This is a genomic window from Desulfotruncus alcoholivorax DSM 16058, from assembly GCF_000430885.1.
Lineage (GTDB): Bacteria > Bacillota > Desulfotomaculia > Desulfotomaculales > Desulfallaceae > Desulfotruncus > Desulfotruncus alcoholivorax.
Genome location: NZ_KE387266.1, coordinates 80,413 through 101,624 on the forward strand (window position 1 = coordinate 80,413; position 21,212 = coordinate 101,624).

The window sequence follows — 21,212 nt, forward strand, 5'->3', positions numbered from 1 at the left end:
CTCAAACGTTATTGGGGACATTCCTCCGACCTTAAAGGTTTGACCCCGAAGAGGAGGTGTGTCCCCTTTCCGCTTTACACTCATTACCCGCAAAGGTATAATTAGCTTGTTGGGAGGGGTTGTTATGAAATTTTTGCCCCGGGGGCTGGCCACAGGTATAGGCAGTATGCCGTTTACACAGCCGGATCCCGCGCTTGTTTTAATTAGCCAAAACCTGCCGGAGATACCTCACTGGCCTCAATTGCCGCGGCGCGGTGCGGACGAGGGCTTTGTGCGGCAGTTTCTTGACCCGCTGGTGCGTTTGGGCTTGTTGGAAAAACGAGAGGATAAAGTTGTTTTCCCGGTGGACAACCCGGAATGGCCGCAGAGATTAACAGAGTTTTACTCTACTTACCTTTCCGCTGAAGCAGGAGATGCGAAGGCTCTCCGGCAATTTGCTTTCCCCCCTGAATCAGCTGCGGGCTTTTATGCATTTATGGAAAATATACATAGGAATGGGTCAGGTAGTGCGATATACCTAAAAGGGCACCTGGCCGGTCCCCTAACCATAGGTTTTCAGTTGAAAGACGAGAGGGGACGTTTAGCCTATTATGAAGAACAATTACGTGACCTGGTGGTTAAAACGCTGGCGATGCACGCCCGCTGGCAGGCAGTGGAGTTGGCCGGAGCCGGTCTACCGGTCATTATTTTTGTGGACGAGCCCGGCATCAGGGTATATGGAAGCAGCAGTTATATCACGGTAACCAGGGAAATGGTGACGGGAGACCTCAATGCTATTTTTTCAGCCATACATGCCGCCGGCGGCCTTGCCGGGGTGCATTCCTGCGATGCCATAGACTGGTCGGTTTTATTTGAATCCAACCTTGATATCGTCAACCTGGACACGTACCAGTTCGGTGATTCTCTGATCCCTTATGCCAGGGAAATGAAAACATACCTGGAGCGGGGCGGGATCATGGCCTGGGGCATAGTGCCCACACTTGAACTGGCTTTTAAGGAAAGTGCCGAATCATTGCTGGCGCGCCTGGAAAAACTGTGGACTGAACTGGCGTCCCGTGGCATGGACCGGCAGGTGATCTTGCGGCAAAGCATGATTACACCAGCCTGCGGCACCGGATTACTGGAGCCGGGACTGGCGGAAAAGATCTACCGGCTGACAGCGGAGGTTTCAGAAAAGGTGAAGGATTTAGCGCAATGAATTATTGGCCCGATTACCACGTCCATACCTCCCGCTGCGGTCACGCCGCGGGTGAAATGAAAGAATATGTGGAATATGCGATAAAGCTGGGTATTAAAGAAATGGGCTTTGCCGATCACATTCCAATGTACTGGCTTGATGAAGGACAGCGGGATCCAGGTTTGGCTATGCCGGAGGAACAGCTGCCCGAATACGTTGCACAGGTTTTGCGCCTGCAGGAAACTTACAAGGAAACGATAACCATTAAGCTGGGCCTTGAGGTGGATTATATTCCCGGCTGTGAAGATAAGGCCAGGCGAATAATAGACGCCTACCCGTTTGATTATGTGCTGGGATCGGTACACCATATAGATGGCTGGGGCTTTGATAACCCGGCTTATTTGGAGCAGTACCGGCACATCAATATCAATGACCTTTATCACAAATATTTTACCCGGTTTCAAGCGGCTGCCCGCAGTGGATTGTTCGATATCATGGCACATCCCGACCTGGTTAAAAAGTTCAATTACCGGCCATCCAAGAACATCCGGCAGCTTTATATTGATACCGCCCGGGTTTTAAAGGAGTCGGGGGTCTGTCTGGAGGTCAACGCCGCAGGTTTGAGGGCCCCTGTTTGCGAAATATATCCTGCTCCGGAGTTCCTTGCTGTTTGCTGTCAATATGGCGTACCCGTCACCTTGGGGTCCGATGCCCACGCCCCTGACCAGGTTGGCTACCGGTTTGATTGGGTCAGGGACATACTGGTCCAATCCGGGTATACCGGACTTGCAACATTCGAGCAAAGAAAAAGGGGTCCCGGCTGGCCGGTTTGAGATTGCCACGTCGCTTCGCTCTTCGCAATGACAAAAGCAAGGCAAAAATATACCAGATGTTTACAGCTCTGGTTTATTTTTTTTGTATAGGACTTCTTGACTATTGCAGGAAAAATAAAAAAAAGATAAAATAAGTGGTGTGAAGTGGGGTAAAGTGGTAAATACTTTATGCCCTGTGGGGTGCCCGGCATGTTTTTGGGTGAATACCAACATACGATAGATACAAAGGGAAGATTAATAATTCCAGCCCGTCTCCGCGAAGGTCTTGGGGATCGGTTCATTATGACCAAAGGCTTGGATAGCTGTCTTTTTGCTTACCCTCCCGATGAGTGGTCCAATATTGAGCGGAAGATGCGGTCCCTGCCCTCCACCAGAGCTGATACCAGGGCCTTCGTGCGATTTTTCTTTGCCGGCGCGTCAGAGTGCGAATTTGATAAGCAAGGTCGAATTTTAATACCATCCAATCTCAGAGATTATGCCGGCTTGGAAAAGGATGTCATGGTGCTCGGTGTTTCCAGCAGGGTAGAAATCTGGTCTGTTGAGCGGTGGAAGCAGTACTGCTCCGAATCCGCCTCATCTGTTGAGGAAATCGCAGAAAAGATTGTGGATTTCGATATCGGCATATAATAGTGAGTGGTAACTATTCAGGGGTCAGAAGTCAGGAGTCAGAATGAGGGAATAGTTTATCGTCTCATGGTATTCTGAATTCTGAATACCTGAATAAGCGATACTGAGGGTGGATATTGTGGCGTCGATTTCCTTTAACCACTTGCCGGTTATGCTGGAGGAAGTACTGGCGGGTCTGAATCCCGGAAACGAAGGGGTATATGTTGACTGTACGGTTGGAGGTGGCGGGCACTCCCGTGCCTTGCTGGAAAGAACCGGACCCGGGGTAAAATTGGTGGGGCTGGACCAGGACCCGGAGGCTCTGGCTGCTGCTTCCGAAAAGCTGACCCCATTCCAGGGGCGGTACACTTTGGTGCGATCAAACTTTAAAGACCTGGTACGGGTGCTGGCGGATTTGGGTTTAGAAGCAGTCAATGGCATTTTATTTGATCTGGGAGTTAGCTCCTACCAGCTGGACAACCCGGCACGGGGGTTTAGCTATATGCGTGAGGCGCCGCTTGATATGCGCATGGATGCAGAGGGCAACGTTACAGCGAGGGATCTGGTTAATACCCTACCGGAGCGGGAATTGGCCGGTATAATCAAGCGCTTTGGAGAAGAACGCTGGGCGTCAAGAATTGCAGCGTTTATCGTCAAGGCCAGAAAAAGCAGGGAAATTGAAACCACTGCTGAGCTGGTGGAAATTATCAAAAAAGCCGTCCCCGCCGCCGCCAGGCGCGAAGGGCCGCACCCGGCGAAAAGAACGTTTCAGGCTCTGCGCATAGCTGTAAATAACGAACTTGAGATATTGCCGCAAGTTATAAAAGATGCCGCAGGTGTGTTGGCACCGGGTGGCAGACTGTGTGTGATCACCTTTCACTCGCTGGAGGACCGGATAACCAAGGACACATTGAAAAAACTTGCCCATCCGTGTAAGTGCCCGCCCAGCTTTCCTGTTTGCACCTGCGGGCAGAAGCCTGTAATAAAGTTGGTCAACAGCCGGCCCGTGACTCCTACGGAACAAGAATTGGCTGAGAACCCGCGATCCAGGAGTGCAAAGCTCCGGGTGGCGGAAAAAATATGCTCTGTTCTAAAAAACCGGGAGGGTGAATAAGTTTTGATAGTAGCCAGAGAAAAGGCGGAATACTACGGGTTGCCTGAACAGCCTGAAAAGAAAAGGCGCGCCCGGGTGCGGCCGCTTTCAGAACAACTGGCCATGAAGGACCGGATTATGTATACTGGACTGGTGGTAATCATTTTTTGCTCCTGTGCGGTTATCGCCGGTTATTATGCCCAGGTGCTGGCCACAGGATACAAAATTAACGCTGTGGAGAAAGAATTATCGCTGCTGCGCACAGAAAGCAACGGCCTGTTTGCCGAAGTCAACGAGATTTCCAGCCTGGACTATGTTGAAACGGTAGCCGTTAATAAGCTTGGCATGGTCAGGCCGGCCAATGATGAGGTTGTTGTGGTGCAGGCCGTTAGCCAGGCGGGGCCAAAAAGTTCGGCGCCGGCAGCGGGACGGAGCGTGGCCGGGAATAAGCCTGAGACTAAGCAAGCGGGACGGGACGGGAACTGGATGATCAAGGCTTTTTCCAAAATGCTCGGCAGGATGGAGCAAAGCATACAGACCGGTTAAGGCGTAGGCGAAACTGGAGGGTCAGGGATGCACGGAACCAACATAACCGTCCGCAAAAGATTAACCTGGACATTCCTGCTGGCCAGCGCGGCGTTTATGATTTTGGTGGGCAGGCTGGCGTGGGTGCAGTTCGTGCGGGGCGATGAACTGCAAAAAAAAGCGCTGGAAGTCCGGATGCGCGATGTGCCTGTTGAGGCCAAGCGTGGCAGCATATTTGACCGCAACGGCAATGAGCTGGTAACCAGTATCAGCGTAGATTCAATATATTGCAATCCCGGTCATGTGAAAGACCCCCGGGACACGGCCGAGAGGCTGGCGCCTATTTTGGACATGGATGTTGATAAACTGGCCGATAAATTATCTAAGAAGTCTTCATTTGAATGGATTAAACGCAAAGTTGATAATAAAGTTGCCGGCGAAATCAGAAAACTGCTGAATGATGGCAAAATAAGCGGCATTGGCTTTGTTGAGGAAAGCAAACGCTATTATCTTAATTCGACACTGGCGGCGCATGTGCTGGGATTTACAGGGATCGACAACCAGGGCCTGATCGGTATTGAAAAAAGCTACGACGAGGAACTGCGGGGGGAACCGGGCAGGATAGTGGTGGAGCACGATGCTGCAGGCCGGGAAGTTCCCGAAGCCATCCACCAGTATATTCCGGCCCAAAAGGGCTCCGACCTGGTGCTGACCATAGATGAAACAATCCAGTATTTTGTGGAGAGAGAGTTAGACAAAGTTGTCGCCCAATATAAACCTAAATTTGCCCTGGCTATCATTATGGACCCTGAAACGGGCGAAATTTTGGCTATGGGCAACCGCCCCACCTTTGATCCGAATAATTGGGCCGGTGAGCCCAGGGAAGTTTGGGATAAGAACCCTGCTATCTGGTATAATTACGAGCCGGGATCAACTTTTAAAATTATCACAGCCTCCGCGGCTCTGGAGGAAGGTACGGTTCATCTCCAAGACAGGTTTTATGACCCCGGTTATGCTATTGTGGCCGATCGCCGGATCCGCTGCTGGAAAGCCGGCGGCCACGGTAGCGAGAGTTTTGTCGAGGTGGTCCAAAATTCCTGCAACCCGGGTTTTATCACTGTCGGGTTGAATACAGGTATAACTAAGTTTTATAAATACATAAATGCTTTTGGTTTCGGCCAGCGCACAGGTATCAGCCTGCCGGGCGAGGCCAGCGGTATTGTCATACCGGAAAAGAAAGTAACCAATCTTAACCTGGCCACCATGTCCATCGGCCAGTCCATTGCGGTTACCCCCATCCAACTTCTCACTGCGATCAGCGCTGTTGCCAATGACGGGGTGATGATGAAGCCGCACCTGGTAAAGGAAATCAGGGAGGACGGAAAGCCTGCCAAAGTAATCAAGCCGGAAAAAATCCGTCAGGTGATTTCCAAGGATACCGCCGCCCAACTGCGCTTGTTGTTGGAGAATGTAGTTGTAAACGGCACCGGGCAAGGCGCATTTGTCGAAGGTTATCGTGTTGGAGGCAAAACCGGAACAGCCCAGGTGGTAGGTGAAAAAGGTGGATACGTCAGCGGCAAATACGTAGCCTCCTTTGCCGGAATAGCTCCGGTAGATGATCCCAAGATGGTGGCGCTGGTGGTTATCGCGGAACCGCAGGGCGGGCAATATTACGGTGGCGTAATAGCAGCGCCTCTGTTCCAGGGCATCGCCAAAGATGTTCTTAGATATATGCAGCTGCCGGAAACGCCAGGCTTGGAAAAACCCAAAAAGCCATATGAAATTGATATACCCAAAGTGACTGTGACAGTGCCCAACGTGGTTAATTACCCGGTGGAGGAAGCAATCAGAGCATTGCAGGCAGCCGGGCTTGATCCCCAGACCAACGGGGAAGGGCTCATTGTTTGTGACCAGGTCCCTAAACCAGGTGCCAGGGTGAATAACGGAACCAAGGTGCTTCTGGAACTGCAGCCAGCCGGCAACAAGGACAGCGGTGAGCCGGTAACTGTACCAAATTTAAAGGGAATGACCATAAAAGAAGCCGGCAATATTCTTGAAAGCATAGGCTTGCTGCTGCTGCCGGAGGGGAGCGGGGTGGCATATGCGCAAGATGTTAAACCGGGAACCAAATTAAAGGCCGGTTCAACTGTTAAAGTAATTTTTAAGCCGCCTAATTATGATAATTCAAAGCCCCAGCCACAGACCAATCAAGTAACTGATTCAAAAAAACTGGAAAATTTATATGTAGATTAAAACCGCCGGGCGGACACACCGTCCCGGCGGCCGTCTTTTTGGCGCTAAAAAGGTTAAATATGCTAATTGTGGCAATAATGTTTAATAATGAAAAGGAGGACTGCGGGTTGCTGTTATCCGACTTGTTTTCCGGGCTGCCGGCTAATGTTCCTGCGGATGCTAACCCGGAGGTGCGGGGAATTGCCTACGACTCGCGACAGGCCGGGCCTGGTTTTCTATTCGTAGCTATTAAAGGATATAAAACCGACGGCCATTTTTATGTAAGGGATGCTGTGGCGCGAGGTGCAACAGCAGTGGCGGTACAGGAGGTAGTTGATGTACCCCCGGGCATAGCACGGGTTATGGTCAGCAACACCCGGCAAATTCTGCCGGTGATATCTGCCCGTTATTACGGTTACCCGGCCCGAAAAATGAAACTGATCGGGGTGACGGGGACAAACGGAAAAACAACCACCACCAATTTAATTAACGCAGTATATCAAGAGCAGGGCCTGAAAACAGGTCTCATCGGCACCATTCATAACCGCATTGGAAACAGGTTACTGGCGGTGGAGCACACGACACCGGAGTCTACTGATTTACAGCGTCTTTTAGATCAAATGTCTCAAGAAGGTGTGCAGGCGCTGGTAATGGAAGTCAGTTCACACGCGCTGGCCCTGGGCCGGGTTGACCAGTGCGAATATGATACTGCAGTTTTTACCAATATAACTCAGGATCACCTTGATTTTCACGGTACCATGGAAGAATACCTCGAAGCTAAAACGCTGCTGTTTAGGGGGCTGGGTGTAAACGCCCAAAAAACCGGCAAGAAGCACGCCGTTATTAATGCCGATGATCCTGCGGCGGAAAAACTGATTAATGCCTGCAGTGTTGATGTGTTGACCTATGGCATAGAACAGCCCGCGGATGTTGTGGCCCGGGACGTTTTAGTGACGGCCCGCGGGGTTTGCTTTACAGCTGAGGTGCCTGGAGAAACTATAAACCTGCACTTGAAGTTAACCGGCAAGTTCAATGTATATAATGCTCTGGCGGCAGTGGCCGCTTGTATTGCCGGCGGTATACCGGTACCTGTTATTAAAAGGGCGCTCGAAGGTGTGACGGGCGTGCCCGGGCGGTTTGAACTGGTAGACCGGGGACAGGATTTTGCGGTTATTGTGGATTATGCCCACACTCCCGACGGTTTGCAAAATGTTTTATCGACTGCCAGAGAGATTACCTCCGGCAGGCTGATCACTGTTTTTGGCTGCGGCGGGGACCGTGACAGGACGAAACGGCCCCAAATGGGGGCAATAACAGCCAGGATGAGCGATCTGGCGGTGGTCACTTCGGATAACCCCCGTACTGAAGACCCCATGAGCATTATTGAAGATATTTTACCGGGTATCCGTGGCATAACCGGAGCCAACTACGTTGTGATACCAGACCGGCGGGAGGCCATCAGGCAGGCCGTCAGGGAAGCGAAAAGCGGCGACGTTGTGGTTATTGCCGGTAAGGGTCATGAAGATTACCAAATTATCGGCGCCAGGCGCATGCACTTTGATGACCGGGAAGAAGCGGCAGAAGCACTGGAATTGAGGGGGGTAAACCCATGAAAACTATGACGGTGGGGCAAATATACAGGGCCATAGGCGGCCGGCTTCTGCAGGGGGATGAAAGCATAACCTTGTCCCGGGTGTGCACAGACACCAGGCAAATCCAAAAAGGGGACTTGTTTTTTGCCCTGCTGGGGGAAAAATTTGACGCTCACGATTTTATTGATCAGGCCATAAATGGTGGCGCCGGTGCCCTGGTGATCAGCCGGAAAGTAACAGTTCCTGAAGGAGTGCCGGTGATACAGGTTCGGGACACGCTGGTGGGTTTGCAGGAATTGGCGGCATATAACCGGCGCCAATTTAACGTACCGGTGGTGGGGATTACCGGCAGCAGCGGGAAAACAACCACCAAGGACATGGTTGCGGCCATACTGGGAACTCGTTATAAAGTATTAAAAACAAAAGGCAATTTTAATAACGAAATTGGTTTGCCGTTGACATTACTTGACTTTTCGGATCAGCATGACGTTGCGGTCGTAGAGATGGCCATGCGTGGTCCTGGTGAAATTGATTCGTTGTGCAGGCTCGCCAGACCAACCTGCGCTATTATCAACAATATCGGTGTTGCCCACCTGGAAAGGTTGGGCTCTGAAGCCAACATCGCCCGGGCCAAGGGTGAGATCTTAGACCATATTTCCCCGACAGGCTTTGCTTTGCTGCCGGGGGACAGTGAGCCGGCCAGGGAACAGGCAAGCCGCTGTTATGGCAAAGTGCTTTATTTCGGGTTTGACCAAAACTTTGATATTTATGCTGAAGATATACACCCCGAGGCTGGTGGAAACAGGTTTACCGCGGTAATGGGAAATAACCGGTGCAACATTTTTCTGCCACTGCCCGGGCTTCATAATGTTATGAACGCCCTCGCCGCCGTGGGAACCGGATTGCTGCTGGGTCTTACCCCCGGGGAAATAGAAAAGGGATTGGCCGGGGTGGCGCTATCGGGTATGAGGACCGAAATAATCAATCAAGCAGGCTACACAATTGTTAATGACGCTTATAATGCCAACCCAGATTCTGCCGTTGCCGCTTTGCAGGCGCTTGAGGAACTGGCCGGGGACCGGAGAAAAGTGGCAGTGCTGGGAGATATGTTGGAATTAGGCACCGGCGCGGTGGCCGGGCATCTTCGAGTTGGCGCCGCTGCGGTGAGGCACGGGGTTAAACTGCTTGTTACGGTTGGCGAGCTCGCCGAACAAATTGCGGAGGGCGCTCTGCAAGCGGGGAAAAATACTGCTATGCAAATATTTTCATGTGCTGAGAAGCCTGAAGCTTTAAAAGTGCTGCGCCGGGAATTACGCTCCGGAGACATGGTGCTGGTAAAAGGATCCAGGGGCATGCGCATGGAGGAGATTGTTAAGGACTTGTTGAAAGATTAATTAATACTTCTTGATTAGATTAGCATCTAAACCATATTTTACAAGCCTGTCATTGCGAACGCAGCGGGATTGCCGCGTCGTTGTACTGTTCGCAATGACAGGCTAAGGTACAGGAGAAGTCAGATGGATGTCGTATTTAACAGCCAAATATTACCGGCATTTACTATAGCTTTGGTGGTTTCTTTAATCCTGGGACCGCTGGTGATCCCCCTTTTGCGCAGGCTTAAATTCGGACAGAGCATAAGAAATGACGGTCCTTCACGTCACCTGAGCAAGGCCGGGACACCCACCATGGGCGGGGTTATTTTTATTACTGGTTCACTTGCGGCAGGGCTTGTGTTGGGATGGAGTGACAGGGATGCGCTGGTGGTGCTGGGGGCGCTGCTGGGTTTTGGTCTAATTGGTTTTATTGACGATTATATTAAAGTGGCGTTAAAGCGATCACTGGGACTGAGGGCCAGGGAAAAACTTCTGGGGCAGTTCCTATTGGCGGCACTGCTGGTGGTATTGATTGTAACAGTGCTCAACCGGGGCACAGCCATAGCAGTTCCTTTCAGTAAAGTTTTTGCGGGACATTATGTTATATTGGACTGGGGTCCCTGGTTTTACCTGGTGTTTAGCACTATTCTCATAGTAGGCATGGCTAACGCCGTTAATTTAACCGACGGCCTTGACGGGCTGGCAGCAGGTGTTACTACCGTGTCGGCAGTCGCATTTGTTCTTGTGGGATTGCTTTCCGGCAAAACGGGAGTTGCGCTGGCCATGGCCGCGCTGGCCGGGGGCTGCACCGGGTTTTTGTTTTACAACCGGTTTCCGGCGAGGGTGTTTATGGGTGATACCGGATCGCTGGCACTGGGGGGTGCTCTGGGTGCAGCGTCTCTGATTACAGGAAGCGAGCTGCTGCTGTTGGTTATCGGAGGCGTATTTGTGCTGGAAGTTGCATCTGTAATACTGCAGGTATTTTCTTTTCAGGTTTTCGGCAGACGCATCTTCCGTATGAGCCCGCTGCACCATCATTTTGAATTGGGCGGCTGGAGCGAAGTGCGGGTGGTGCGTACCTTCTGGCTTGCGGCAGTGCTGTTCGCAATAGTGGGCATGACGGGATTCAGGTAAAACTTAATTAATTACAACCTTATTAAGGAAGAAGGTAACCTTTTTGAACTTAAAGGGTAAAAAAATACTTGTGGTTGGCGCCGGCAAAAGCGGAATTTCAGTTACCCGGTTTCTCATGCAAAAAGAGGCCATAGTAACGCTTACCGACAACAGGGACAGAGATCAATTTAATGGTGAACTGGATGATTTGCTGGTTTCCGGTGTAAGAGCAGCGCTGGGAAATTATCCGGATGTCGCACCCGGTTTATTTGATCTGGTGGTGGTAAGCCCCGGCGTACCCCTTACGGTGGCGCCGGTGGTTTCGGCCAGGGAACGGGGAGTGCCGGTTACCGGAGAGCTCGAATTGGCCTGGCGCTTTGCCCGGACCCCTTTTATCGCGATCACGGGCACCAACGGAAAAACCACCACAACCGCGCTGGTAGGAGAAATTTTCAAGGCGGCCGGGTATAAAACCCTGGTGGGAGGAAACATAGGTGTGCCCCTGGTGGATGTTGTTGAGGACTACGGCCCCGAGGATATCATCGTGGCTGAGGTTTCAAGTTTTCAGCTGGAAACTGTGGAGCTCTTTCGGCCCAGGGTGGCGATTATTACCAACATAACCCCCGATCACCTGGATCGCCACGGGACCATGGAAGCATACACAGCGGCTAAAGCTAGAATTTTTGCCCGCCAGGAGGCCGGTGACTATACAGTTTTAAATTATGACGATCCCAAAACCCGGGCTTTAGCCGGCATTACCGGAGGGAAAGTCATATTCTTCAGCCGCAGGCATATTTTAGAAGAAGGGGTATTTGTCCGGGAAGGAAACATGCTGCTGCGCCTGGGGGGAATTGATCAAGAAATCATGCCGGTTAAAGATATTGCCATCCCCGGCGGGCATAACCTGGAAAATGCTTTGGCCGCAGCGGCGGCTGCGGCAGTGCTGGGTGCCTCCCCGGAGCTGCTGGAACTGACACTTAAAACCTTTCCCGGGGTGGCCCACAGATTGGAAACAGTGGCGGAAATAAACGGAGTTAAATACGTAAACGATTCCAAAGGTACCAACCCTGAAGCCAGCATCAAAGCACTGGAGGCTTTTGACAGCCCCATCGTCCTGCTGGCCGGGGGGCGGAACAAGGGCAGTGATTTTACTGAATTTGCCCGCCTGGCCGGGAAAAAGGCCAGGGTGATGGTTATTTTGGGTGAGTGTGCCGCTGAAATTGAGCAGGCGGCGCGGCAAGCAGGAATAAGCAGTATTCTAAAGGCTGCCAGTTTTAACGAAGCAGTTTTAATGGCGCACGGGGCAGCTAAACCAGGTGATGTGGTGTTACTGTCCCCCGCCTGCGCCAGCTGGGATATGTTTAAAAATTATGAAGAGCGGGGCGAGCTTTTTCGCCAGATTGTAAGTGGCTTAAAATAAGGGTATTAAGCACTGGCGCCAAAGGGGGTAAATCAATGCGTATGCGCAGGGGGCCAACGGATTTTGTTTTATTCCTGACTGTGTTGATGCTGTTAAGCATCGGCCTGGTTATGGTCTTCAGCGCCAGCTCGTATTTTGCCGGAGACCCTCAGGGGCCTTTTAAAGATCCATTTCATTTTTTCAAAAGGCAGCTGTTGGGGGCGGTACTGGGCCTCGCAGCCATGGGATTCATGATGAATTATGATTACTGGAAGTTGAAGCGCTGGGTGGGATTGATGCTGATCTGCTCTTACCTGACGCTGTTCGCGGTTTTAGCCTTCGGCCAGGAATACCTGGGCGCCAGGCGCTGGCTTGATCTCGGCTTTACAAGTTTCCAACCGTCCGAATTGGTTAAACTATGTATTATAACCTATGTGGCTTACGGTTTATCCAAAAAGGAAGAACTTGTGCAAAGATTTATCCCCGGGTTGATGCCCTTTTTATTAGCCGCCGGGGGGGCGGCTTTATTGATCTTGGCCCAGCCCGACCTTGGCACTGCGGCAACACTGCTGGGGACTGTTTTTGTACTAATGTTTGCGGCGGGGGCCAGGGGCGGGCATTTAACAGCTTTGGGCGCAGCGGGTGTCGCCGGGGTGGTTGCGGCCATTTTTTTGGAGCCCTATCGTATGCGTAGGTTTATGGCTTTTATGGATCCCAACGCCGACCCCAAGGGATCAGGCTGGAATATTATCAACGCCTTAATGTCACTGGCCTCGGGGGGGTTGCTCGGGGAAGGTTTGGGCCAGGGGCGCCATTCCAAGTTTTTGTTTTTGCCCGAGCGGCATACCGACTTTATCTTTGCCGCTATCGGTGAAGAGCTTGGTTTTATCGGCGGTTGCCTGATCATCCTGTTGTTTGTGCTGCTGGCCTGGCGGGGCTACAGGATCGCCATAACTTGTCCCGATACTTTTGGGAGCTTGCTGGCCGCCGGGCTGGTCACCGGAATTGTCCTGCAGGCATTTGTTAACATTGGGGTGGTAACCGGTACATTGCCGGTAACGGGGATTACGCTGCCTTTTATCAGTTTTGGATCAACGTCCTTAATATTTTCCCTGACGGGTGTGGGTATAATTTTAAATATATCACGCTATACCTCATCCAGATAATGCGCTGGATGAAACTATATCAAGGAGTCTGTAGGGGCGGACGGCTCTGCCCGGCCGCGTGGTGAGGGGTGAAGGTTTTTTGCGTTTTGTTGTGGCGGGTGGCGGAACCGGGGGGCATATTTACCCGGCGCTGGCCATTGCGCGTGGTCTAAAGCAGCGTTATCCCAATTGTAAAATAATGTATATCGGCACCGGCCGGGGGCTTGAAGCTGATATCGTGCCCAAGGCGGGATACGAGTTTCACGCTGTTCGTGCCGTAGGTATCAAGCGCAGTTTGACCCTGCAGAATCTGAAAGTGCCGCTGGAGGCTCTGGCCGGCTACAGGGAATCTCGCAAGCTGATCCGGGGTTTTGCCCCCCGGGTTGTAATAGGCACCGGAGGCTACGTTTGTGGTCCGGTGCTGCTTGCTGCGTCACGGCTGAAAATACCGACTTTAATTCATGAGCAGAACGCGCTGCCGGGGATTACCAACCGGATTTTGTCCCGGGTGGTGGACCGGGTGGCGGTTACTTTTGAAGATTCCTTACGATATTTCCCGGGCCGGGCCAAGCCATACCTGACGGGACTGCCGGTTCGCCCGGAAATTCTTTCTGCAGACAGAGAAAAAGCCAGAGCAAAATTTGGTGTCGGTGCAGGGGAAATAATGGTGCTTTGTTTTGGCGGCAGCCAGGGCGCGCGCAGCATCAACCGGGCGGTAGCCGAAGCCATAGGCCCGCTTTCCGACCTGCCGGGTTTAAAATTGCTGCATGTAACCGGTAGCGGCCAGCACCGGGAGTTTTTACAAATGCTCCAATCAGTCGCCGGCCAAAGTGATCCGCCGGGCAATATCAACATTGTGCCGTATATGTACGATATGCCTGAAGCGCTTGCTGCCGCAGATTTGGTAATCAGCAGGGCCGGGGCGGCCACCCTGGCCGAAATAACAGCCAGGGGGCTGCCCTCTGTGCTGGTGCCTTTCCCATATGCTACCGGAAATCACCAGGAATACAATGCCAGAGCGCTGGTTTCCAGAGGGGCGGCGGAAATGGTCAGGGATGCGGAACTTAATGGGACAACACTGGTTAATAAACTAAAACAACTGTTGGATAGCCGCCAAAAGCTGGCGAAAATGGCAGAGGCCAGCCTCAGGCTGGGGAAGCCCGGAGCTTTAGCTGACATATTAGACGGGATAGCGGAACTTGTCTGATAACGGTTCTGCTTTCAAATACAATACATTGGGACAAGCCATAGGTGGAAGCAGGTGCAAGTAACACCTTATTTGAATCAAGCATAATATAAGGTATCTCTTTCTTCCGGCTTGTCGCACTTGCGCTGCCCGGTGCAGGAAGGAGCTGATTAGCGGGTGCAGGATATTCCAGATAAAGTTCATTTCATAGGTATTGGCGGCGCCGGCATGAGCGGTCTGGCCAGAGTGCTGCTTGACCTTGGGTTTGAAGTCAGTGGCTCGGATTTAAACACAAGCCCGGTTACAGAGCGGCTCGCAGCAGCCGGCGCCACTGTGTTTGAAGGCCACCACGGCCATAATGTCAGGGGTGCCGGCCTTGTAGTGGTATCCACTGCAATAAGCGGTGATAACCCTGAACTAAAGGCAGCCGCTGAAAGCGGCATTCCGGTTATCCACAGGGCGGATTTGCTGGGCTTGCTCATGGAAAGGCAAAAGGGCTTGGCCGTGGCCGGCGCGCACGGTAAAACCACCACTACAGCCATGCTGGCGCTGGTCATGGAAAGATGCCACCAGGATCCCACTATATTAATCGGAGGTGAATTGACTGATGTTGGCGGAAACGCCAAACTTGGACGGGGAGAATATTTGGTGGCGGAAGCGGATGAAAGCGACCGGTCATTTTTAAGATTGCGCCCTTATCTGGCAATTGTTACAAACATTGAAGATGATCATTTGGATCATTACGGGTCGGTGGATGAGATTATTAAATCATTCAGCCATTTCCTGCAAAAGATACCGGCCGATGGTGCGGGGGTACTTTGTTTTGATGATGTCAATGTCCGGGATGTTGCCCCGGGTTGTGGCGGCACCGTAATATCATACGCTTTGGATAACCCGGAGGCTGATTATGTGCTGCGCGATATCAGGCTTGACTCCGCAGGGTCGGCCGGGGAAGTGTTCTTCCGGGGGCGGCGTCTGGGCCTTTTGGAACTGGTTGTGCCCGGCAGGCACAACCTGGCCAACGCCCTGGCGGTTATTGCTGCCTGCCTTCGGCTGGGTTTGGAATTCGATGATGTTGCGGCTAGCTTGAAAGAGTTCAGGGGTGCAGGCAGGCGGTATCAATTCCACGGTTGCGAAAAAGGCGTCACCGTGGTAGACGATTACGCGCATCATCCAACGGAGATCGCGGCTACGCTGCGGGCAGCCCGGCAGGTTCATGCCGGTCGCGTAGTGGTTGTTTTTCAGCCGCACAGGTATACCAGGACTTCATTGTTGCACCGGCGGTTTGGGTCATGTTTTAAAGATGCGGACCTGGTAATAATTAATGATATTTATAGTGCCGGCGAAAAACCTGTTGAAGGCGTATCAGCGCAGCTGATCGTTGACGCTGCGCGCGAATTTAAGGGGGACGATATAATATTCCTTCCTTCAGCAAGGGATACGGTTGAATACTTGCTGGATAATTATCAAGCAGGCGACCTCGTATTAACAATGGGTGCCGGGGATGTATGGAAGACAGGTCTGGCTTTGCTGGACCGTTTAAAGGAGAATTGATGTGAGCTTCCCAGCCCAATTATTAAGCGAAAAAATTAAAGGCGAAGTCAGGTTCAATGAGCCGATGAGTAAACACACCAGCTGGCACATCGGCGGTATGGCGGATATATTTGTTATGCCGAAGGATATTGCCGACTTGCGGGAGGCCCTCTCCTACGCCAAACGTAGTGAATTGCCGGTTAGCATTATCGGTAACGGCACTAACCTTTTGGTTTCGGATTTTGGTATAAGGGGCATGGTGATTAAAATCGGGCCGGGGCTGTGTCAGATTGAGGTGCGAGGCGAGAGAATTCGGGCGGGAGCCGGTGTGCCCCTGCCCCGTCTTGCTGCTGTAGCCTTGCGCTCCAGTCTTTCAGGTTTTGAGTTCCTTGCCGGCATCCCGGGTACGGTGGGCGGCGCGCTGGTGATGAACGCCGGCGCCAACGGGTGCGCGGTGGGTGAAAGGGTCCGGCAGGTAACGGCCGTTGACCTCGAAGGTAAAGAAGTCCAGTTAAACAACCAGGAGCTGGAGTTTTCCTACCGCTACAGTTGCCTGGCCGGAAGAAAACTGGTCGTAGCGGAAGTAGAATTTGAAGGCATCCCCGGCGTCCCGGAAGCAATAAAAGCGAAGATGGACAGCTACCTTGAACGTCGAAGGAAGACCCAACCTCTTGAATTCCCCAATGCCGGCAGTGTTTTTAAAAATCCTCCCGGTAATTCGGCGGGAAAACTGATTGAACAGTCCGGATGCAAGGGTATGCGGGAAGGGAATATCCAGGTCTCAATGTGCCACGCCAACTTCTTTGTCAATCTGGGTGGAGGGACTGCCGAGCAGGTCCTGACACTGGTGGAAAAAGTGCAGCAATGTGTTTTTGAAAAATTTGGCTGCAAACTTTTAATGGAGGTGCAAAAGCTGGGAGAGTTTTAGCGGAGGTGACACAATTGCAAAGGTTTATGGTCGTTGGCGGAAACCGCCTGGTGGGCACAGTGCGCGCGAGCGGTTCCAAAAACGCCACGCTGCCCATTATGGCAGCCAGCTTGCTGCTGGACGGCCAGTGCATTATCAGGGGCATACCCCGCCTCAGGGATGTGGCGGTTATGCGCGATGTGCTGGTATATCTCGGGGCCGGCGTGGTCTGGGAAAAAGATACTATGTATATCGACGCCAGAAATGTCAGCTGCCAGGAAGTATCGGAAGATTTAATGAGACGCATGCGTGCTTCAAACCTGGTGCTGGGGCCGCTGGTCGGCAGGTTCAGGCAGGCCAGGATATCTTACCCCGGGGGCTGCCAGATCGGTTCCCGCCCGATGAATCTCCACCTTAAAGGGCTGCAAGGTTTAGGTGCTACTATCACTGAGAAATTCGGTTACATTTCGGCAGAAGTCAAAAACCTGGTTGGCACCGAAATTTACCTTGACGTACCAAGCGTGGGAGCGACAGAAAACCTGATGATGGCTGCGGTTTACGCCAAGGGAATAACAGTAATAAAAAATGCCGCGCGTGAACCGGAAATAACGGACCTGCAAAATTTTCTTAACCTGTTGGGTGCAAGGATAAACGGAGCAGGTACCGGTGTAATTAAAATTCAGGGTGTCGAGGGCCTGTATGGGGCTGAACATACCGTAATACCCGACCGGATTGAAGCCGGTACACACATGATTGCCGGGGCGATTACCGGCGGCGATGTGATTGTTGCAGATGTGATTCCTGAACATCTTGAGCCTGTTATCAATAAATTGCGTGAAGCCGGAGCCTTTGTAGAGGTGAAAGATAGTCAGGTTAGGGTGGCGGTGGATAAAAAATTAAAGGCGGTAGATATAAAGACAATGCCTTACCCCGGATTTCCCACCGATATGCAGCCCCAGTTCATGGCCCTGCTGACTATGTGCGAGGGAACCGGCATAATCACAGAGACAGTTTTTGAGAACAGGTATAAACACGTAATGGAAATGCGCCGCATGGGAGCGGACATCCGCCTGGAAGGCCAGACGGCGGTTGTAAGGGGTGTACCCGGTTTATCGGGGGCATGCGTGGAAGCCACCGACTTACGGGCCGGCGCGGCGCTGGTACTGGCGGCCATGGCGGCGGAAAACGGCTCCGTAATAGAACGTGTGGAGCATATAGATCGAGGTTACGAGAGGCTTGAAAATAAATATAACGCCCTGGGGGCGCGTATCATTCGAGTGCACAATTAATTGATTTTAATGTGGACTCTTTTTTGGTTTTATGGGGGACAAGTAGATCAATTACTGCCAGTCGCCCTCCCTTTTCATAATTTCCCATAACAATCACACAAAATTACTTATTTTCTTAAGGTTATCTTAAGCTAAAGCAAATATAATTAAATCATCCGGTGCACCGAATATAACAGATGTAAGGAGGAATGAAATGAAGACTAAAAAATGGCATATTGGCGCATTGTTATTGGCGGTGGTCATTTTGGCGGGTACTGTAACCTCGGCTTTTGCAGACTCTACTCAAACAAAAAAACCGGATCCAAGCAACTTATACCAGAGTTTTGTGGCAAAATTCGCAGCGAATCTTGGTGTGAGCCAGGAGCAAGTGACAGCGGCCCTGGACAAAACAAAACAACAAATGCTTGACGAAGCCGTACAGCGGGGCCAATTAACCCGGGAGCAGGCTGATAAAATCGCCTCCGGTAAAGGTTTCGGTTTTGGTGAACTTGGTCCAGTCAAAAAAAGCGGTAATTTTTTTGCGAGAGAAGGCCGCAGCCTCGATAACATAGCAAATGTGCTGGGTATAACGGTTGACGAACTTAAAACCGAGCTTCAGAATAAAAAAATGCAGGATATTGTTACAGCACACGGCCTGACTTTTGAAGAGTTCCAACAAAAAATGCTGCAAATTAAGAAGGATGCAATTTCCCAGGCCGTAACAGACGGTAAATTAACACAGGAGCAAGCCGATAAAATCCTGCAAAATATGGAGAACAGACATAATAGAACTAATCAAACGGCTCCTGACAACACTGGCGATGACAATTAATTTGTAATTTAAGCGCCGGCCCTATGACCCTGCCCAAGCGGCAGGGTTTTTAATTTAATTTTTTTATCTTCCGAGCAATTTCTTTTTCCAGTGTATTGATCAAGTTTTTAATATCTTCTCTTATAACTTCGTTTTCTTCCCGCTCTACATGGTTTTTTAAAAGGTCTATCAATTTTTCCAGCGACTCTATATGCATTTCGCAATATATAGTTAAATTGGCTACGTTGGTGACTATTGTATCCAGTTCATATTGCATTGAACTAAAATAGTCGCCCGCAATTCCGTATTCTTTGTCCATTTGCCATAAAGCTTGCTTGATGCGCTGAAGAATTATAAGTATGTGCTCCTTGGTGTTATGCATTTTATTCTCCCTGTTTTTTTAATACTATTAATTCATCAATAATTCTTTTGATAACCAACAAATCTTGGGTTACTTGCTTATCGTTGTTATTATTGTTTAATTCACTATTCAACAGATTGTTAATTATTTCAAGAGCGGAAGGACTAAGTTGCCCAAAAGCATTTATCATATTGCCCAAAGTGTTGGTTTCCTCACAGAGCTCCGCCAGGAGGTTATAAACCTTGGATACATCATCTTCCTTGACGATATTGGGATATTTGCACTCCATGTGATTCAGTCTGGACTCCACTTTATGAATTGAATTATAAATGTTTATTAATATGTTGTTGTACATATATTACACATCCTATTAATTATTTAAAATTTAATTGTAAGAATTATACTATGCAAACATTTGTTTGTAAAGATATAATATGAGCAGTTTTTGCCGGTGGGGCGATGCTGAGGTATATTTCATGGCGCAAAAACGTATAGAGTTGGAGGGATATATATTTTACCGGAGAATTTGTTTAATATCTCATCAATATCTTGAAGGAGTTGTAAAGCTTGTTTAAAGAAATCGAGAGCAAATTTTACGTCATTCTTTGTGTGTACATAACGGCACTGATGGTGGCCAATGTGGCTTCATCAAAGGTAATAACGCTATTTGGCCTTTTTGTTCCGGCCGGCTTTGTGGCCTATTCCCTGACGTTTTTGATGACCGACGCGGTGTCTGAGATATGGGGCAAGGACCGGGCCAAAAAGGTGGTAATACTTGGCCTGTATATGAATATCTTAATGGTTGCGCTTCTACAGATTAGCATTCACCTTCCGGCGGCACCGTTTTGGGCCAACCAGGAATCATATAAGTTAATTTTAAATGGTTCTATACGAATTGTTGGTGCAAGCCTGTCTGCCTACCTGGTATCTCAGTTTACAGATGTCTGGGCCTTCCTGGCGATAAAAAAACTGACCGGGGGGCGCTACTTATGGTTGAGGAATAACGGCTCAACATATTTATCCCAGGCCGTAGATACAATGATATTTATCACCCTGGCTTTTTACGGCTTGGTGCCCAATATTGCTCTGATTAACATGATTATAGCCCAATACGTAGTGAAGGTAGGCATAACAATTATCAATACCCCGTTCTTTTATGCCCTGGTTTACTGGATCCGGGGCGGGTGTAAAGAGGAGGGCGGCTCAAATCTAATACATAATTAATATGTCGGGTCAAATTGCTTAAAACCGGTCAAGCGTATTCAATTGGGTCCTTCAGCCCGGCCCCGGTGAAACCTTTTAGCCTCAGCCGGCAGGAATCGCAGATCCCGCAGGCCTTTTCGCCACCATTATAGCAGCTTGTCGTCAAGTGCAGGGGCGCACCGTTTTTAACGCCTAATTTTACAATCTCAGCCTTGGTTAAAGAAAGAAGGGGTGCTTCAATAGTTATGGGGCAACCCTTTTGGGGGGCTGCCGCCCCAGTGTTGACCAATTCTTGAAAAGCCTGAATAAACTGCGGGCGGCAGTCCGGATATCCGGAATAATCCATGGCGTTGACCCCAATATAAATCTTTTCTGCTCTTATCGCCTCGGCATAGCCCACAGCCATCGAAAGGAAAACAGCATTTCTAAATGGTACATAAGTTACCGGGATTTCATTATCCATATCCCTGTTGGTTGGCACCTCAATTTCCCGGGAAGTAAGGGCGCTGGCGCCAATCTCCTTAAAAAACCTGATATCCAAGACCAAGTGATTTGTGCAGCCATAGTAATCAGCAACTTTTTTGGCCTGCTCAACCTCCCTGCTGTGGCGCTGGCCATAGGCGAAGGTGATGGGGTGGATCTCATAGCCTTCCTTGTCGGCCACTGACATGCAGACCGTGCTGTCCAGGCCGCCCGACAAAATTACAATTACCTTTTTCATAGATCTCCTCCGGTTTTATATTACAAGCTTACTTTTCTAATTGTAATACTTAAAATTCAGTTTGGATAATTAAATTTCAGAAAAACAAGCTGTGGTTTTATGATCAATAATGAATTTGACGGATAGCTCGGACA

20 protein-coding genes are annotated in these 21,212 nt (G+C 50.5%); 17 read left to right on the plus strand and 3 right to left on the minus strand.

Annotation, left to right across the window (positions count from 1 at the left end):
* The first annotated feature begins 124 nt into the window (after positions 1–124).
* The 16 genes from H569_RS0117530 (at position 125) to H569_RS20960 (ending at position 18,814) form a co-directional block, all read left to right on the plus strand.
* On the plus strand, positions 125–1,198 hold the full coding sequence (locus H569_RS0117530; RefSeq protein ID WP_027366036.1) for a methionine synthase: 1,074 nt from the start codon (positions 125–127) through the stop codon (positions 1,196–1,198).
* Entirely contained in the window at positions 1,195–2,010 is an 816-nt protein-coding gene (hisJ, locus tag H569_RS0117535; protein WP_027366037.1) for a histidinol-phosphatase HisJ, read from the plus strand. The genes H569_RS0117530 and hisJ overlap by 4 nt, the downstream gene beginning before the upstream one ends.
* A 189-nt stretch (positions 2,011–2,199) precedes the next feature.
* The gene (mraZ, locus tag H569_RS0117540; RefSeq protein ID WP_027366038.1) at positions 2,200–2,637 is read left to right on the plus strand and encodes a division/cell wall cluster transcriptional repressor MraZ; all 438 of its coding nucleotides are present in this window, start codon (positions 2,200–2,202) and stop codon (positions 2,635–2,637) included.
* 127 nt (positions 2,638–2,764) lie between these two features.
* On the plus strand, positions 2,765–3,730 hold the full coding sequence (rsmH, locus tag H569_RS0117545; protein ID WP_027366039.1) for a 16S rRNA (cytosine(1402)-N(4))-methyltransferase RsmH: 966 nt from the start codon (positions 2,765–2,767) through the stop codon (positions 3,728–3,730).
* Positions 3,731–3,733: 3 nt separating this feature from the next.
* Positions 3,734–4,255 carry a septum formation initiator family protein gene (locus H569_RS0117550; RefSeq protein ID WP_027366040.1) on the plus strand — a complete coding sequence of 174 codons (522 nt, stop codon included), beginning with the start codon at positions 3,734–3,736 and terminating at the stop codon, positions 4,253–4,255.
* 27 nt (positions 4,256–4,282) lie between these two features.
* Positions 4,283–6,487, plus strand: coding sequence for a stage V sporulation protein D (locus H569_RS20955; protein WP_081411100.1), 2,205 nt, complete (start codon positions 4,283–4,285; stop codon positions 6,485–6,487).
* A 77-nt stretch (positions 6,488–6,564) separates the two neighbouring features.
* Positions 6,565–8,079 carry a UDP-N-acetylmuramoyl-L-alanyl-D-glutamate--2,6-diaminopimelate ligase gene (locus H569_RS0117560; RefSeq protein WP_034631321.1) on the plus strand — a complete coding sequence of 505 codons (1,515 nt, stop codon included), beginning with the start codon at positions 6,565–6,567 and terminating at the stop codon, positions 8,077–8,079.
* Complete coding sequence (locus H569_RS0117565; RefSeq protein WP_027366042.1) at positions 8,076–9,452, plus strand: UDP-N-acetylmuramoyl-tripeptide--D-alanyl-D-alanine ligase; 1,377 nt, start codon at positions 8,076–8,078, stop codon at positions 9,450–9,452. Before H569_RS0117560 ends, H569_RS0117565 begins: the two co-directional genes overlap by 4 nt.
* Positions 9,453–9,575: 123 nt before the next feature.
* Complete coding sequence (gene mraY, locus H569_RS0117570; RefSeq protein WP_027366043.1) at positions 9,576–10,565, plus strand: phospho-N-acetylmuramoyl-pentapeptide-transferase; 990 nt, start codon at positions 9,576–9,578, stop codon at positions 10,563–10,565.
* Between the two features lie 43 nt (positions 10,566–10,608).
* The gene (gene murD, locus H569_RS0117575; RefSeq protein ID WP_027366044.1) at positions 10,609–11,964 is read left to right on the plus strand and encodes a UDP-N-acetylmuramoyl-L-alanine--D-glutamate ligase; all 1,356 of its coding nucleotides are present in this window, start codon (positions 10,609–10,611) and stop codon (positions 11,962–11,964) included.
* 35 nt (positions 11,965–11,999) lie between these two features.
* Positions 12,000–13,109: a putative lipid II flippase FtsW gene (gene ftsW / locus H569_RS0117580; protein WP_027366045.1), complete on the plus strand. Its 1,110-nt coding sequence runs from the start codon at positions 12,000–12,002 to the stop codon at positions 13,107–13,109.
* Positions 13,110–13,188: 79 nt separating this feature from the next.
* Positions 13,189–14,295: an undecaprenyldiphospho-muramoylpentapeptide beta-N-acetylglucosaminyltransferase gene (gene murG / locus H569_RS0117585; protein ID WP_027366046.1), complete on the plus strand. Its 1,107-nt coding sequence runs from the start codon at positions 13,189–13,191 to the stop codon at positions 14,293–14,295.
* A gap of 156 nt (positions 14,296–14,451) precedes the next feature.
* Positions 14,452–15,828: a UDP-N-acetylmuramate--L-alanine ligase gene (gene murC, locus H569_RS0117590; RefSeq protein WP_027366047.1), complete on the plus strand. Its 1,377-nt coding sequence runs from the start codon at positions 14,452–14,454 to the stop codon at positions 15,826–15,828.
* Between the two features lies 1 nt (position 15,829).
* Positions 15,830–16,735, plus strand: a complete 906-nt coding sequence (gene murB, locus H569_RS0117595) for a UDP-N-acetylmuramate dehydrogenase (protein ID WP_114679322.1) — start codon at positions 15,830–15,832, stop codon at positions 16,733–16,735.
* A 14-nt stretch (positions 16,736–16,749) separates the two neighbouring features.
* Complete coding sequence (gene murA / locus H569_RS0117600; protein ID WP_027366049.1) at positions 16,750–18,003, plus strand: UDP-N-acetylglucosamine 1-carboxyvinyltransferase; 1,254 nt, start codon at positions 16,750–16,752, stop codon at positions 18,001–18,003.
* Between the two features lie 193 nt (positions 18,004–18,196).
* Positions 18,197–18,814 carry a DUF2680 domain-containing protein gene (locus H569_RS20960; protein WP_051273741.1) on the plus strand — a complete coding sequence of 206 codons (618 nt, stop codon included), beginning with the start codon at positions 18,197–18,199 and terminating at the stop codon, positions 18,812–18,814.
* A gap of 49 nt (positions 18,815–18,863) precedes the next feature.
* Here the strand turns inward: H569_RS20960 and H569_RS0117610 are convergent, their stop codons facing one another.
* Positions 18,864–19,175: a hypothetical protein gene (locus tag H569_RS0117610; protein WP_027366050.1), complete on the minus strand. Its 312-nt coding sequence runs from the start codon at positions 19,173–19,175 to the stop codon at positions 18,864–18,866.
* A 1-nt stretch (position 19,176) separates the two neighbouring features.
* Positions 19,177–19,509: a hypothetical protein gene (locus tag H569_RS0117615; protein WP_027366051.1), complete on the minus strand. Its 333-nt coding sequence runs from the start codon at positions 19,507–19,509 to the stop codon at positions 19,177–19,179.
* Positions 19,510–19,721: 212 nt separating this feature from the next.
* On the opposite strand from H569_RS0117615, the gene H569_RS0117620 reads away from it, so the two are divergent.
* Complete coding sequence (locus H569_RS0117620; RefSeq protein WP_051273742.1) at positions 19,722–20,378, plus strand: queuosine precursor transporter; 657 nt, start codon at positions 19,722–19,724, stop codon at positions 20,376–20,378.
* 28 nt (positions 20,379–20,406) lie between these two features.
* Here H569_RS0117620 and queC read toward each other — a convergent pair whose 3' ends face one another.
* A complete protein-coding gene (gene queC / locus H569_RS0117625; RefSeq protein WP_027366053.1) occupies positions 20,407–21,078 on the minus strand; it encodes a 7-cyano-7-deazaguanine synthase QueC in 672 nt (223 codons plus the stop codon).
* Positions 21,079–21,212 lie beyond the last annotated feature (134 nt).

Bases quoted from the DNA above. Each gene is read 5' to 3' on its own strand.
- H569_RS20960 (WP_051273741.1), top strand. From the start codon at position 18,197: ATGAAGACTAAAAAATGGCATATTGGCGCATTGTTATTGGCGGTGGTC.
- H569_RS0117610 (WP_027366050.1), bottom strand. From the start codon at position 19,175: ATGCATAACACCAAGGAGCACATACTTATAATTCTTCAGCGCATCAAG.
- hisJ (WP_027366037.1), top strand. From the start codon at position 1,195: ATGAATTATTGGCCCGATTACCACGTCCATACCTCCCGCTGCGGTCAC.
- H569_RS0117530 (WP_027366036.1), top strand. From the start codon at position 125: ATGAAATTTTTGCCCCGGGGGCTGGCCACAGGTATAGGCAGTATGCCG.
- mraZ (WP_027366038.1), top strand. From the start codon at position 2,200: ATGTTTTTGGGTGAATACCAACATACGATAGATACAAAGGGAAGATTA.
- H569_RS0117615 (WP_027366051.1), bottom strand. From the start codon at position 19,509: ATGTACAACAACATATTAATAAACATTTATAATTCAATTCATAAAGTG.
- H569_RS20955 (WP_081411100.1), top strand. From the start codon at position 4,283: ATGCACGGAACCAACATAACCGTCCGCAAAAGATTAACCTGGACATTC.
- queC (WP_027366053.1), bottom strand. From the start codon at position 21,078: ATGAAAAAGGTAATTGTAATTTTGTCGGGCGGCCTGGACAGCACGGTC.
- H569_RS0117565 (WP_027366042.1), top strand. From the start codon at position 8,076: ATGAAAACTATGACGGTGGGGCAAATATACAGGGCCATAGGCGGCCGG.
- ftsW (WP_027366045.1), top strand. From the start codon at position 12,000: ATGCGTATGCGCAGGGGGCCAACGGATTTTGTTTTATTCCTGACTGTG.
- mraY (WP_027366043.1), top strand. From the start codon at position 9,576: ATGGATGTCGTATTTAACAGCCAAATATTACCGGCATTTACTATAGCT.
- H569_RS0117560 (WP_034631321.1), top strand. From the start codon at position 6,565: ATGTTTAATAATGAAAAGGAGGACTGCGGGTTGCTGTTATCCGACTTG.